The 13,884-nt window shown below is 60.9% G+C and carries 12 protein-coding genes; 11 read left to right on the forward strand and 1 reads right to left on the reverse strand.

All coding sequences use genetic code 11. From position 1 onward, the window contains the following. Positions 1-116 precede the first annotated feature (116 nt). A complete protein-coding gene (murD, locus tag UB90_RS08735) occupies positions 117-1,535 on the forward strand; it encodes a UDP-N-acetylmuramoyl-L-alanine--D-glutamate ligase (protein WP_065326802.1) in 1,419 nt (472 codons plus the stop codon). Here the strand turns inward: murD and UB90_RS08740 are convergent. Further along, positions 1,532-2,707, reverse strand: coding sequence for a BaiN/RdsA family NAD(P)/FAD-dependent oxidoreductase (locus UB90_RS08740; protein WP_065326818.1), 1,176 nt, complete (start codon positions 2,705-2,707; stop codon positions 1,532-1,534). The genes murD and UB90_RS08740 overlap by 4 nt on opposite strands. A gap of 223 nt (positions 2,708-2,930) precedes the next feature. On the opposite strand from UB90_RS08740, the gene ftsW reads away from it, so the two are divergent. The 10 genes from ftsW (at position 2,931) to ftsZ (ending at position 13,773) form a co-directional block, all read left to right on the forward strand. Beyond that, the gene (gene ftsW / locus UB90_RS08745; RefSeq protein ID WP_005628759.1) at positions 2,931-4,100 is read left to right on the forward strand and encodes a putative lipid II flippase FtsW; all 1,170 of its coding nucleotides are present in this window, start codon (positions 2,931-2,933) and stop codon (positions 4,098-4,100) included. Positions 4,101-4,146: 46 nt separating this feature from the next. Further along, positions 4,147-5,244, forward strand: a complete 1,098-nt coding sequence (locus UB90_RS08750) for a UDP-N-acetylglucosamine--N-acetylmuramyl-(pentapeptide) pyrophosphoryl-undecaprenol N-acetylglucosamine transferase (protein ID WP_065326803.1) — start codon at positions 4,147-4,149, stop codon at positions 5,242-5,244. Further along, positions 5,241-6,650, forward strand: a complete 1,410-nt coding sequence (gene murC / locus UB90_RS08755) for a UDP-N-acetylmuramate--L-alanine ligase (RefSeq protein ID WP_009179233.1) — start codon at positions 5,241-5,243, stop codon at positions 6,648-6,650. The genes UB90_RS08750 and murC overlap by 4 nt, the downstream gene beginning before the upstream one ends. A gap of 43 nt (positions 6,651-6,693) precedes the next feature. Beyond that, positions 6,694-6,957, forward strand: coding sequence for a DUF2484 family protein (locus UB90_RS08760; protein WP_065326804.1), 264 nt, complete (start codon positions 6,694-6,696; stop codon positions 6,955-6,957). Beyond that, complete coding sequence (locus UB90_RS08765) at positions 6,954-7,202, forward strand: DUF2484 family protein (RefSeq protein ID WP_009178985.1); 249 nt, start codon at positions 6,954-6,956, stop codon at positions 7,200-7,202. Before UB90_RS08760 ends, UB90_RS08765 begins: the two co-directional genes overlap by 4 nt. A gap of 67 nt (positions 7,203-7,269) precedes the next feature. After that, positions 7,270-8,196 (forward strand): UDP-N-acetylmuramate dehydrogenase, encoded by a 927-nt coding sequence (gene murB / locus UB90_RS08770; RefSeq protein ID WP_065326805.1) that lies wholly within the window; start codon positions 7,270-7,272, stop codon positions 8,194-8,196. A 345-nt stretch (positions 8,197-8,541) separates the two neighbouring features. Further along, complete coding sequence (locus UB90_RS08775; RefSeq protein ID WP_065326806.1) at positions 8,542-9,426, forward strand: D-alanine--D-alanine ligase; 885 nt, start codon at positions 8,542-8,544, stop codon at positions 9,424-9,426. Further along, positions 9,414-10,313, forward strand: coding sequence for a cell division protein FtsQ/DivIB (locus UB90_RS08780; RefSeq protein ID WP_065326807.1), 900 nt, complete (start codon positions 9,414-9,416; stop codon positions 10,311-10,313). The genes UB90_RS08775 and UB90_RS08780 overlap by 13 nt, the downstream gene beginning before the upstream one ends. 1 nt (position 10,314) lies before the next feature. Continuing rightward, positions 10,315-11,649, forward strand: a complete 1,335-nt coding sequence (gene ftsA / locus UB90_RS08785) for a cell division protein FtsA (protein ID WP_009179265.1) — start codon at positions 10,315-10,317, stop codon at positions 11,647-11,649. Positions 11,650-12,072: 423 nt separating this feature from the next. Then, a complete protein-coding gene (ftsZ, locus tag UB90_RS08790; RefSeq protein ID WP_065326808.1) occupies positions 12,073-13,773 on the forward strand; it encodes a cell division protein FtsZ in 1,701 nt (566 codons plus the stop codon). The last annotated feature ends 111 nt before the right edge of the window (positions 13,774-13,884 follow it).

The following is a 13,884-nucleotide window of genomic DNA, read 5'->3' on the forward strand; positions in this document are numbered from 1 at the left end:
CTTGTCGTCGGCCTGTGTGGGGAGGTGGTTCCCGCCACATGTTGTCTGCGCTTGCATTCTGGCCGCGCTCAGGTGCAATGTCGCGCCGATTTAAACCACTATAAATGAGGTGAAGCATGATCCCGGTCAAAGGTGTCACAGGACAAAACGTGGCAGTGCTGGGGTTGGGGCGTTCGGGGCTTGCCACTGCACGTGCGTTGCGCGAGGGCGGGGCCGAGGCGATCTGTTGGGATGACAATCCTGCCGCGCGCGAAACCGCAGAAGCGGAGGGGTTCACCTGCCGCGAGTTGAGCAAGCAGGGCGCATTCGAAGGCATCTCAGCCCTGATCGTGTCACCCGGTATCCCGCACCTCTATCCCAAACCGAACCCGGTGGTGCGTGCGGCATTGAGCGCGGGTGTCCCGGTGGACAATGACATTGGCCTGTTCTTCCGCTCAGTGGCGACGTCGGAATGGGATGAGTTCGACACACCGCCAAAAGTGATCGCGGTGACCGGCTCCAACGGGAAATCGACCACGGTCGCGCTGTTGCACCACATTCTTGAACATGTCGGGCGCAACAGCCAGATGGCGGGCAATATCGGGCGCGGGGTGTTGGATATCGACCCACCCGTGGACGGCGGTGTCGTGGTGCTGGAGCTCTCATCTTATCAGACGGATCTGGCGCGTGCGCTCACCCCGGATGTGGCTGTTTTCACCAATCTCACCCCGGATCATCTGGATCGCCACGCGGGCATGGGGGGCTATTTCGCTGCCAAACGACGCCTGTTTGCAGAAGGTGGCCCTGACCGCGCGGTCATTGGCATCGACGAGGATGAGGGCCTGTTCCTTGCGGGGCAAATGAGTGAGGGCAATGGTGATGACCGGGTGATCCGCGTCTCATCGGGGCAAAAACTCTCTGGCAGTGCGGGGTGGAGCGTATTCGCCCGCAAAGGGTTTCTGTCGGAGTACCGTAAGGGTCGGCAGGCGGGATCAATTGATCTGCGCGACATTCCCGGCCTGCCCGGCGCGCACAACCACCAAAACGCCTGCGCGGCCTATGCGGCGGCGCGCACCCTTGGTCTTGCGCCGCGGGTGATCGAGGCTGCGATGAAGACCTACCCGGGCCTGCCACACCGCAGCCAGCGTGTCGCGCAGGTGAATGGGGTGTCTTATGTAAATGACAGCAAGGCCACCAATGTGGACAGCGCGGCCAAGGCGCTGAGTGCATTCAAAAAAATCCGCTGGATCTGCGGCGGCCTTGAAAAAGAGGGCGGGCTTGAGGCGCTGAAGGGTGCGACAGGTGAGGTGCTCAAAGCCTATGTGATCGGTCGCGAGGCGGCGCAATTTGCCATGCAACTCAACGTCGATGCGGAGGTCTGCACCACTATGGCAGCGGCGGTTGAACATGCGATGGCCGATGCGGGTGAGGGGGAGACTGTGCTCTTGGCTCCAGCAGCGGCGAGCTTTGATCAATACGACAGCTTTGAAAAACGCGGCGAGGATTTTATTGCAGAGGTCACGGCGCGTCTGAACGGTCAGGGCCCCAACGATTAACCCCGGATAGCGGTTCCTGCGGCGTGGCCTGACGCCCATGCCCATTGGAAGTTATAACCGCCAAGCCAGCCGGTCACATCCACTGCTTCGCCAATTGCATAAAGGCCGGGCATCGCCTTGGCCTCCATGCTGCGCGACGACAGCGCATCGGTGTCGATGCCGCCCAATGTGACCTCGGCGGTGCGGTAACCTTCGGTGCCTGTGGGTTTCAATCGCCAGTCTTTCAGCCGGTCGCACAGCGCCTGAAGCGCTGCGTCGGACTGATCGGCCAATCGCCCCTTGAGGCTGCCATCTGCCGCCAGATCCTCTACCAACCGTGTGGGCAGATGGCGGGCAAGCTCTGTGGTCAGATCCTTACGCCCGCTCTGTTGGCGTTGCTCGCGCAGGGCCACAAAGAGATCCACATCCGGCAAGAGGTGCACTGCGATCTCCTCGCCCTCGCGCCAATAGCTGGAGATTTGCAGGACCGCAGGGCCAGAAAGTCCACGGTGCGTGAACAACAGGGCCTCATCAAAACTGGCTTCGGCATTGGAAATGCGTGCAGGGACCGACACGCCCGCAAGGGGTTTGAACCGATCCGCCCCAAAGGTGAAGGGCACAAGGCCAGGGCGGGTGTCCAGTACATGAAGGCCGAACTGCGTGGCGATCTCATAGGCAAGCCCCGTTGCGCCCATTTTGGGGATCGATTTGCCCCCCGTTGCCAGCACGAGGTTTTGCGCGGTGACCGTCACGGGTTTGCCTTCGCGTTCCAGCCGCACGGTGAAACCGTCGCTGCCATGAGACACATCGACCACCGAGGTTTGCAACCACAGATCTGCGCCCGCATCGCGCAGCTCTTTCACCAGCATCGTGACGATCTGTCGGGCGGAGTCGTCGCAAAACAGCTGGCCAAGGGTTTTCTCGTGCCATGCGATACCGTGGCGGGTGACCAGCTCGATAAAATCCCACTGGGTGTAGCGCGCCATCGCCGATTTGCAGAAATGCGGATTCTGCGAGAGGTAGTTTTCCGGTGCTGCATACATATTCGTAAAGTTGCAGCGCCCGCCGCCAGAAATGCGGATCTTTTCGCCCGGTGCCTTGGCGTGATCCACCACGAGGCAGTCGCCCCCTGCGCGCGCCGCGCACATCATGCCAGCTGCGCCAGCGCCGAGAATCAAGGTTTTTATCCGCATGGGCCGCATCGACCATGAAAGCGCGCACCACGCAAGTCGCAGCTGCAAAAGCAAATGTGACCACTGCGGGGCGGAATGATGTCATTTTCCCCGGCTGGATGCCCGGAAGATGCTGGCCTGATCGGCGCAATCGGGTTACACTTTAGCCAATAAGTCCCAAAAACGGGACACATCGAGGCGAAACAGGCCCTGCATCTATGGGCCCAATCAAGGCAGTGAACCCATGACTGAGATGGTCTATGGCGCGCTTCCCGCGCAAGAGGGGGAGCCGATCCTCCCGAAATGGTGGCGGACACTGGACAAGTGGACGACGACTTTCATCGTGTCCCTGTTCATTGTTGGCCTGCTTCTGGGGCTGGCGGCGTCGGTTCCGCTGGCGGCGCGCAACGGTCTGGACAATTTTCACTATGTTCAACGTCAGGCCTTTTTTGGCTGTAGCGCATTGGTGGCGATGATGCTGACCTCGATGATGTCGCCGACGCTGGTGCGTCGGTTGGCGGTGATCGGTTTTATCTTTGCTTTCGTGGCGATGGCGCTCTTGCCCATATTTGGCACCGATTTTGGCAAAGGTGCGGTGCGCTGGTACAGCCTTGGTTTTGCGTCGCTGCAACCGTCGGAGTTTCTAAAGCCAGGTTTCATCGTGCTTGCCGCTTGGATGATCGCCGCTAGCCAGCAGATTTATGGCCCTCCGGGGACGCTGCTGTCCTTTGGGCTTTGCATGGCAGTTGTGATGCTATTGGTGCTGCAACCCGACTTCGGTCAGGCCTGTCTGATCCTCTTTGGCTGGGGTGTGATGTATTTCGTCGCCGGCGCGCCGATGCTGCTCTTGGTGGGCATGGCCGGCGTGGTGATCTTTGGCGGCGTCGTTGCCTATTCCAACTCAGAACACTTTGCCCGCCGGATTGACGGCTTTCTGAGCCCGGACCTCGACCCGACCACGCAGCTTGGCTATGCCACCAATGCGATCCGTGAGGGTGGTCTGTTTGGTGTCGGCGTCGGCGAAGGACAGGTAAAGTGGTCACTGCCGGATGCGCATACCGATTTCATCATTGCCGTCGCGGCCGAGGAGTACGGTCTGGTGCTCGTCTCCATCATCATCTTCCTCTATGCGATGATCGTTGTGCGCTCGCTGTTCCGCCTGATGCGCGAGCGGGACACATTCATCCGCCTCGCCGGGGCGGGTCTGGCCTGCACATTCGGCGTTCAGGCGATGATCAACATGGGTGTTGCGGTGCGTCTTCTGCCCGCGAAAGGCATGACTTTGCCGTTCGTAAGCTATGGCGGCTCCTCCCTGATTGCAGGCGGCATCGCAATGGGTATGCTCCTAGCCTTCACCCGGTCCCGACCTCAGGGCGAAATCGCGGACGCCTTGCGCGGACGTGGGCGCGGATAAGAGAGGTGGGCCGGTCAACGGATAAGAACGCGAAGGCAGGCACAAGATGACACAGAAACTGCTCCTGATGGCGGCGGGCGGCACCGGGGGGCATATGTTCCCCGCGCAGGCCTTGGCAGAAGCGATGTTGCGCAGAGGCTGGCGGGTGAAGCTCTCTACCGATGCGCGTGGTGCGCGCTATACCGGCGGCTTTCCCCATATGACCGAGATCACCGAAGTTTCTTCGGCCACATTTGCGCGTGGCGGCCTGCTGGCAAAGGCTATGGTCGCGCCCCGCATCGCGGCTGGCGTGGCGGCGATGGCGCTGGAAATGCGGCGTGAACGACCCGATGTGGTGATCGGCTTTGGCGGCTATCCCTCGATCCCGGCACTGGGGGCGGCGACGCTGTTGGGGCTGCCGCGCATGATCCACGAACAAAACGGCGTGCTGGGCAAAGTGAACCAGAAATTCGCCACCCGCGTGGCACAGGTCGCGTGCGGCGTCTGGCCCACGGAGCTGCCGGAGGGCGCGCAGGGCGTACATGTCGGCAATCCGGTGCGCGGCGCGGTGCTGGAACGTCAGGGCGCGCCTTATATTCCGCCCGGCGATTATCCGATGTCGCTATTGGTGATCGGCGGCAGCCAGGGCGCGCGCATCCTGTCGGATGTAGTACCCGGCGCAATTGCCGCGCTGCCCGAAGCCATTCGCCGCCATTTGCGCGTCAGCCATCAGGCCCGCGATGAGGATCAGGCGCGTGTTGCGCAGTTTTACGCCGATGCGGGGATTGATGCCGAGGTGCAGCCGTTCTTTACCGATGTGCCTGCGCGCATTTCCGAGGCGCAGCTGGTGATTTCGCGCTCTGGTGCGTCCTCTATTGCGGATATTTCGGTGATCGGGCGGCCTTCGATCCTGATCCCGCTCGCCACAGCTGCAGGGGATCACCAGACTGCCAATACCCGTGGGCTGGTTGAAGCAGGCGGTGCCATTCGTATCCCGGAGAGCGCCCTTGACACCGCATCACTCGCAGAGCAAATCGCCGCAGTCCTGACCAATGCCCAAGGGGCCACCCAGATGGCGAACGCAGCATTGAGCACAGGTATCCCCGATGCCACGGATCGTCTCGTGGCGCTTGTTGAACATTTGTCCGAGGAAGCTGCCCAATGACCCCTGCCACCAAATTGCCCGGCGACGTCGGCCCAATCCATTTTGTCGGCATCGGCGGCATCGGTATGTCTGGCATCGCCGAAGTTCTGCTCAATCTCGGCTATGTGGTGCAGGGTTCGGATCTGAAATCTTCTAAGATCACCCAGCGGCTGGAAACCCTCGGAGCCACAGTATTCGAGGGCCAGCGCGCCGAGAATCTGGAAAACGCCGAAGTGGTGGTGATCTCCTCCGCGATCAAACCCGGTAATGCCGAGCTGGACGAAGCCCGCGCGCGTGGCCTGCCGGTGGTGCGCCGGGCCGAGATGCTGGCCGAGCTGATGCGGCTCAAATCCAACATCGCCATCGGCGGCACCCACGGGAAAACCACTACCACGACCATGATGGCCGAGCTGATGGTCGCGGGCGGCTTTGATCCCACCGTGGTCAACGGCGGCATCATCCACGCCTATGGATCGAACGCGCGGATGGGGCAGGGCGAATGGATGGTGGTCGAGGCCGACGAGAGCGACGGCACCTTTAACCGGCTGCCCGCCACCATCGCCGTGGTGACCAATATCGACCCCGAGCATATGGAACACTGGGGCGACTTTGACCGGCTGCGCGACGGGTTTTATGAGTTTGTCTCCAACATCCCCTTCTATGGTCTTGCGGTCTGCTGCACCGACCACGCCGAGGTGCAAGCGCTGGTGGGACGGATTTCCGACCGCCGCGTGGTGACCTATGGCTTTAACGCACAAGCGGACGTGCGGGCGGTGAACCTCACCTACAAAGGCGGCGTTGCGCATTTCGACATCCTGCTGCAGGCCGAGGGGCAAAAGATCGAAGGTTGCACCCTGCCGATGCCGGGCGATCACAACGTCTCTAACGCGCTGTCGGCGGTGGCGGTGTGCCGTCACCTCGGCATGAAGCTGGACGAGATCCGCGCAGCACTTGCGGCCTTTGGCGGCGTGAACCGTCGCTTCACCAAAGTGGGCGAAGTCGACGGCGTCACCATCATCGACGATTACGGCCACCACCCGGTGGAAATTGCCGCAGTGCTGAAGGCTGCGCGTCAGGCCATTGGTTCTGAGGGTGAGGGCCGTGTCATCGCGGTGCATCAGCCCCACCGCTACTCGCGCCTGTCGAGCCTGTTTGACGATTTCTGCGCCTGTTTTAATGACGCCGATGTGGTCGCCATTGCCGAGGTCTTTGCCGCCGGCGAAGACCCTATTGAGGGCGCGAGCCGCGATGATTTGGTGGCGGGGCTGATCCGCCACGGCCACCGCCATGCCCGCGCGATCCTCAACGAGGACGATCTGCTGCGTCTGGTGCGCGAACAGGCGCGCCCCGGCGACATGGTTGTGTGCCTCGGTGCCGGTACGATTTCGGCTTGGGCCAACGGCTTGCCCGAAAGACTGAAGGGGTGAGGTCGGACGCACTCCGGCCCGCGACGGCAGAGGGGAGGGGCAGATGATGTCCCTTTCGCTCATTGCCAGCGCGGTCTGGGTGCTATGTGCGAGCGAGGTGGCGTTCCTGCCGCTACGCTACCAACGCCCACCCGGGCTGTTGCTTCTGTTGATTGCGCCCGCCCTGATCTGGTTGCTGTATCGAGATTTTGGCTTGCCCGCCGCAGGTTTTGGCCTGTTTGCGCTGCTGTCGATGTTCCGCAAACCTCTGACTTACCTATTGCGCCGCTCCTTTGGCGGGACCGAGAGTGGAGGTCCCCGGCCATGAACACCTCGTTGATCCTTGCCTGTCTCTGGGTGGTGCTGGCCAATGTGCTGGCGCTGATCCCGTCAAAAGACAACCACTGGACCCGCGCCTATGTGCTGATCGCAATCGGCATCCCGATCCTCGGATATGTTACCTATGAAAATGGCCCATGGTGGGGGCTGGCGATGCTGGTTGCGGGCATGTCGATCCTGCGCTGGCCGGTGATCTATCTGGTGCGCTGGCTGCGCGGATTGCGGCGCGGGTGAATGGCTCAGGGGTTTTCCTTTGGATGGGCATGGCCTAAACCCACCGCAAAACCTGAAGCGAGCCATTATGACCGACCTTCCTGCCGTACGCGGGCGACTGACGCCGAACCGAGACCTCTCTGACCTCACTTGGCTGCGCGTGGGCGGGCCTGCGGATTACCTGTTTCAGCCCGCAGATCTTGAGGATTTGCAGAGCTTCCTGCGGGATCTCCCTGCAGATGTGGATGTTTTTCCCATGGGGGTCGGGTCAAACCTGATCGTACGGGACGGCGGTTTGCGCGCAGTGGTGATCCGGCTTGGTCGGGGGTTCAACACGATTGAAATCGAGGGCGACACCGTCACCGCAGGCGCAGCGGCGTTGGATGCGCATGTGGCCCGCAAGTCTGCTGAGGCTGGGGTGGATTTGACGTTCCTGCGCACCATTCCCGGCAGTATCGGCGGGGCTGTGCGAATGAATGCCGGATGCTATGGCTCCTATGTCGCGGATGTCTTTGTCTCAGCACAGGTGGTGTTGCGCGATGGCAGTCTAAAAACGTTGACCGCTGAAGACCTGAATTTCCAGTATCGCCAGACCGATCTGTCAAAGGGGGCTGTACTGGTCTCTGCCACGCTATGCGGCCCTGAGGGCGATCCCGATGCACTCGCCACGCGCATGGAAGAACAATTGCGTAAGCGTGACGAAAGCCAGCCCACCAAAGAGCGCTCGGCGGGATCGACCTTTCGCAATCCGGCGGGATTTTCCTCCACGGGCAAGGCAGATGACGTGATGGACCTCAAGGCGTGGAAGGTGATCGACAACGCCGGATTGCGGGGCGCGACCCTTGGCGGCGCGCAAATGAGCGTAAAACATTCCAACTTCATGATTAATGCCGGTGATGCAACAGCCGCTGATCTTGAAGGATTGGGCGAAAATGTGCGAAAAAAGGTTTACGCGGACTCCGGCATTTGGCTAGAATGGGAAATCATGCGTGTGGGCGATCCTGAGCGGTCGTAACCTCCGAAAACTCAAGTGAATTCATGAATTTGGGCCAGTGTGGCGATGTGCCGTCCGGGCTCTGCGGCGAGGTTTCGAGGGGATCAGGGCGCGCTGACAGGTTACCTTGGTTAATGAAGCTGTAACGCTTTAGTCATAATCTGGGCACTGTCGGAGCGGGCCGTGACGTGTTCGCAGGTGTGAAAATTCGGCAAAGGGGAACAGGCCCCCGCTGTCGAGACAAAGAATTGCTGTACGGGAGCCGGAAAACCGGTGCCGTTATAATGATAATACGGGCGCAAATGCCCGAGTAAAATTGAGGCAGTGATCGTGGGTGGAGCGAGCGGAACACTCCCGAAGGTTGCGATGTTGATGGGCGGCCCCTCTGCGGAGCGCGAGGTGTCACTGTCGACGGGGCGTGAATGCGCCCGCGCGCTGAGGGGGGAGGGCTATGAGGTGATCGAGGTCGATGCAGGCCAGGACCTTGTGGCGCAACTCAAAGACATCAAACCGGATGTGGTTTTCAACGCGCTACATGGTCGTTGGGGCGAAGACGGCTGCGTGCAGGGCATCCTTGAATGGCTGCGCATTCCCTACACCCATTCCGGCGTGCTGGCTTCCGCCTTGGCGATGGACAAAGAACGTTCCAAAGCGGCCTATCGCATCGCTGGTCTGCCGGTGGTGGATAGCGTTCTGGCCTCAAAAGATGAGGTGATGGCCGGGCATGTGATCGCGCCGCCTTATGTGGTAAAGCCCAACAATGAGGGCTCCTCCGTCGGGATCTATATCGTGCATGAGGCCGCAAACAGCCCGCCGCAGCTCTCGGACGAGATGCCCGCGCGGGTGATGGTCGAAACATATGCGCCGGGTCGCGAGATGACAGTGACGGTGATGGGCGATCGCGCACTTTGCGTGACCGACATCCTCACCGATGGTTGGTACGACTATGAGGCCAAATATGCCACGGGCGGGTCGCGCCATGTGCTGCCTGCGGATGTGCCCGAAGAGATCACCAATCTCTGCCTTGACTACGCGGCTCGCGCCCATCACGTGCTTGGCTGTCGCGGTATCTCACGTACAGATTTTCGTTGGGATGAGGCACGCGGTGCCGAGGGGCTGGTGCTTCTTGAGACCAACACACAGCCGGGCATGACGCCAACCTCTCTGTCGCCTGAACAGGCGGAGCATTGCGGGATCACATTTGGCCAGCTGTGCGCATGGCTGGTGGAGGACGCCTCATGCGAGCGTTGACCTCCCGTATGTCTCGCAATCGTGCCGCCGAGGGAAAGGCCGATCCCGCGCCCTCCCGGCTGAAGTATCGTATTCAGCGCTGGATGCTCACCCCCGGTATTCGCACCGGGCTGCGTGTGGGGTTGCCGCTTGGTGTCATTTTGATCGCTGCGGGCAGTTATCTGGCGAGCGAGGCGCGCCGGGATCACTTGGTGGCTCTTTATAATGAGGCGCGCGCATCCTTTGAGACCCGCCCTGAATTCATGGTTAACGTGATGGCCATCGACGGGGCAGGAGAGAGTGTTGCGACCGACATCCGCGAAGTCACCTCTCTGGATTTGCCGCTAAGCTCCTTTGATCTGGATCTTCCAGCCATTCGCGATCTGATTGTGGGGCTTGATCCGGTCAAAACCGCAGCCGTGCGCATCCGCCCCGGTGGCATCCTGCAAGTCGATGTGGTGGAGCGTGAGCCTGCGATTGTGTGGCGCAGCCGGGATGGTCTGGCGCTGCTCGATGAAACCGGTGCCTTTGTGGCCGAACTTGGTCAGCGCAGCCTTCATCCTGAACTGCCGCTGATTGCAGGGCGGGGCGCGGACAAACGCGCAGCGGAGGCCCTGCGTCTGTTTGCGGCGGCGCGCCCACTTGGGGATCGCTTGCGCGGCATCGTGCGCATTGGTGAACGGCGCTGGGACGTTGTGCTGGATCGCGGTCAGCGCATTCAGTTGCCGGTGGAACGCCCGGTGGCAGCGCTTGAGCGGGTGATTGCCGTAAGTGAAGTAAAAGACCTTTTGGAACGGGACGTGGCTGTCGTGGATTTGCGCCTGCCCGCCCGTCTGACCGTGCGGATGAATGCACCAGCCGTTGAGGACTGGTGGCGCATCCGTCAATTGAATGAGAGCTCCTATTGATATGACAGATCTGTATCAATCCCAACGTGCGATGCGGCAGATGCGCCGCCAGGCCATGCAACGCGGTGTGGTGGCCATTCTGGATGTGGGCAGTTCCAAGATTTCCTGTCTGGTGCTGCGGTTCGACGGGATCGGGCGGCTGAGTGAGGACAACTCCATCGGCTCGCTGGCGGGGCAGTCGGGGTTCCGCGTCATTGGTGCGGCCACCACACGCTCGCGCGGGGTACAGTTTGGCGAGATTTCCGCCATGCAGGAAACCGAGCGCGCCATTCGCACTGCCGTTCAGGCGGCGCAGAAGATGGCCGAGGTTCGGGTCGATCATGTGATTGCCTGTTTCTCCGGCGCCCTGCCGCGCTCTTATGGGCTGGACGCCACGGTCGAACTCGAAGGGCAGGAAGTCACCGAGAATGAAATCGCCCGCGTGCTGGCCGCCTGCGAGGTGCCGGAATATGGCGCGGGGCGCGAGGTGCTGCACGCGCAGCCGGTGAATTTCGCACTCGACAATCGTTCCGGTCTTGAGGACCCACGCGGCCAGATGGGGCAGGCGCTTTCGGTTGATATGCATATGCTGACGGTCGAGGCGGCGGCGATCCAGAACTTGGTGCGCTGCGTGCAGCGTTGTGATCTGGAACTCGCAGGGATTGCCTCTTCGGCCTATGTGTCGGGCATTTCCGCCCTTGTTGAGGACGAGCAGGAGCTGGGCGCGGCCTGTATCGACATGGGGGGCGGAACCACCTCGGTGTCGATCTTCATGAAGAAACACATGATCTATGCCGATGCGGTGCGTATGGGCGGTGATCACATCACCAGCGACATTTCCATGGGGCTCGGGGTGCCGACTGCCACCGCTGAGCGGATCAAGACCATGTCGGGGGGCGTGCATGCCACCGGGGCGGATGACCGTGACATGATCGACATCGGTGGCGAGACCGGCGACTGGGAGCGCGACCGCCGCACGGTCAGCCGGGCCGAACTCATCGGGATCATGCGTCCCCGGGTCGAGGAGATCTTGGAGGAGGTGCGCGTCCGTCTCGACGCCGCCGGGTTCGACCATCTGCCCAGCCAGCAAATCGTTCTGACCGGCGGCTCCAGCCAGATCCTCGGGCTTGATGGGCTTGCAAGCCGCATCCTTGGCCAGCAGGTCCGTCTGGGGCGCCCGATGCGGGTGCACGGGCTGCCACAGGCGGTGACCGGGCCGGGCTTTGCCTCGGCGGTGGGGATGTGTCTCTTTGCTGCCCATCCGCAGGATGAATGGTGGGATTTCGATGCGCCTGTGGACCGGATGGCGGGTGGATCGATGCGCCGCGTCGTGCGTTGGTTTAAGGACAACTGGTGATTTGCGCGGCGCTCGGCAAACCTTTGCCGATTGCCGCAAATGCGCCAAAAGTTACCCACAGGTTTCCCACAGCTTCTCCACATTGGTCGTGACAGGCCCGTGCGGATCAGGTAAAGCTGCATGAAATAGGCTGAAAATCAGCGATGTGCGAGGCCGAGCAGGGGTTCGCCGCAATCTGAAGTTAAGGTTTTTGCCGTCCGCGTTTTGCGTGCGGGGTGACCTTCTGTTGTGTGTTGGTCCTGTAATTTACACCATATTTCGCCAGAAAGGCGATATTCGGCAAGTTCCCACGCCTTTTGGCCCATATTTTGTGGGGCAATGCGCTTTTGGGGATGACGAGACTCATGCGTCGCGATAAGATTAAGGCAGAAGAGTGACAATCGACGCCCTTGCGGGAGGGCTAAAAACACAGGCGGAAAAAGCATGACCCTGAACCTTTCGATGCCCGGACAAGAAGAGCTGAGCCCCAAGATCACCGTATTTGGTGTAGGCGGTGCGGGCGGCAATGCCGTCAACAACATGATCGCCAAGCAGCTTGAGGGCGTAGATTTTGTTGTGGCTAACACCGACGCGCAGGCGTTGCAGCAAAACGCGGCCAAGAATCGGGTGCAGCTCGGCGTTAAAGTGACCGAAGGTCTCGGTGCGGGCGCACGTCCTTCGGTGGGCTCTGCTGCAGCAGAAGAAAGCATCGAACAGATCGTGGACCACCTCGCAGGCGCACATATGTGCTTCATTACTGCGGGCATGGGTGGTGGCACCGGTACCGGCGCGGCTCCGATCATTGCGCAGGCGGCACGCGAACTTGGCGTTCTGACCGTGGGGGTCGTGACCAAACCCTTCCAGTTTGAGGGTGCCAAGCGGATGCGTCAGGCGGAAGAGGGTGTTGAGAGCCTTCAGAAAGTCGTCGACACGCTGATTATCATTCCGAACCAGAACCTGTTCCGTCTCGCCAATGAGAAAACCACCTTTACCGAGGCGTTCTCCATGGCGGATGACGTGCTCTATCAGGGTGTTAAAGGCGTCACCGACCTGATGGTCCGTCCGGGCCTCATCAACCTCGACTTTGCCGACGTTCGCGCCGTGATGGATGAGATGGGCAAAGCGATGATGGGCACCGGAGAAGGTGAAGGCGAAGATCGCGCCATTCAGGCTGCCGAGAAGGCCATCGCCAACCCGCTGCTCGACGAAATCAGCCTCAAGGGTGCCAAAGGTGTGCTTATCAACATCACCGGTGCGCATGACCTGACCCTGTTTGAACTGGACGAGGCGGCAAACCGCATCCGCGAAGAGGTCGACCCGAACGCAAACATCATCGTTGGCTCCACGCTGGATACCGAGATGGAAGGCAAGATGCGCGTTTCCGTCGTTGCAACGGGTATCGACGCGTCTGAAGATGCCCATGAGGTTCCGGTTCCGCGCCGTCCGATGTCTGCTCCGCTGACCAAAACCGTGAGCGTTGAAGAAAACCGTCGCGCACCCTTGGAGCTGACCGAGCCGATGGAAACTGCAGCCCCGGTTGCTCAGGCAGCGGCTGAGGTTCCTGCCGGGCAAGAGCCTTCGCTCTTTTCCGAGTTTGACTCACAGCAGGGCGCACAAAGCGATGACCTGATCGAGGATGTGCGCGAAAGCGCGGATGCGACCGATGGTCTGCCGCCGCCTGCGTATCAGCCGCAACCTCAGCAGCAGATGCAACAACAGCAGCCGCAGCAGGTTCAACAGCAACCTGTGCAGCAGCAACCCGCAGTAACGCAGGCTGAAGTGTTCGTTGCACCGCGTGCCCCGGCGCCGGGAACGCCATCACAGGATGCAATCGTGCGTCTGCGTGAGGCGGCTCAGCGTCATCAGGGTGGCCAGCAACAGCAGCAACCTGCAGCGGCCGCGCCGCAACAGCAGCAACCGCAGCGTCGTGCAGCAGATGCGCAAGAGCAGCGTCGTTTCGGCCTGAATTCTCTGATCAATCGTATGACCGGCCATCCGCAGGAGACGACGCAAAATCGTCCCCAAGCGGCGCAACGGGTCCAGCCGAGCATGCAGAACGCACAGCCCCAACAGGCTGAGCAGCCGCATGATGAAGATCAGGAGCGGATTGAAATTCCGGCTTTCCTGCGTCGTCAGGCCAATTGATCTGTCAATAAATACGTGAAAAAAGGCCGCCGAAAGGCGGTCTTTTATTTTTTATTTTCATGAGGTTAGGTTGGCCTCAGCGGTGTTTTGCCAAACTGTAATATTCATGTT

This window comes from Tritonibacter mobilis, from assembly GCF_001681715.1.
Taxonomy (GTDB): Bacteria; Pseudomonadota; Alphaproteobacteria; order Rhodobacterales; family Rhodobacteraceae; genus Epibacterium; species Epibacterium mobile.

Coding starts and splice junctions, on each gene's coding strand:
- UB90_RS08760 (WP_065326804.1), top strand. CDS start 6,694: ATGATGTCCCTTTCGCTCATTGCCAGCGCGGTCTGGGTGCTATGTGCG.
- UB90_RS08775 (WP_065326806.1), top strand. CDS start 8,542: ATGTTGATGGGCGGCCCCTCTGCGGAGCGCGAGGTGTCACTGTCGACG.
- ftsA (WP_009179265.1), top strand. CDS start 10,315: ATGACAGATCTGTATCAATCCCAACGTGCGATGCGGCAGATGCGCCGC.
- murD (WP_065326802.1), top strand. CDS start 117: ATGATCCCGGTCAAAGGTGTCACAGGACAAAACGTGGCAGTGCTGGGG.
- ftsZ (WP_065326808.1), top strand. CDS start 12,073: ATGACCCTGAACCTTTCGATGCCCGGACAAGAAGAGCTGAGCCCCAAG.
- UB90_RS08765 (WP_009178985.1), top strand. CDS start 6,954: ATGAACACCTCGTTGATCCTTGCCTGTCTCTGGGTGGTGCTGGCCAAT.
- murB (WP_065326805.1), top strand. CDS start 7,270: ATGACCGACCTTCCTGCCGTACGCGGGCGACTGACGCCGAACCGAGAC.
- UB90_RS08780 (WP_065326807.1), top strand. CDS start 9,414: ATGCGAGCGTTGACCTCCCGTATGTCTCGCAATCGTGCCGCCGAGGGA.
- UB90_RS08740 (WP_065326818.1), bottom strand. CDS start 2,707: ATGCGGATAAAAACCTTGATTCTCGGCGCTGGCGCAGCTGGCATGATG.
- murC (WP_009179233.1), top strand. CDS start 5,241: ATGACCCCTGCCACCAAATTGCCCGGCGACGTCGGCCCAATCCATTTT.
- UB90_RS08750 (WP_065326803.1), top strand. CDS start 4,147: ATGACACAGAAACTGCTCCTGATGGCGGCGGGCGGCACCGGGGGGCAT.
- ftsW (WP_005628759.1), top strand. CDS start 2,931: ATGACTGAGATGGTCTATGGCGCGCTTCCCGCGCAAGAGGGGGAGCCG.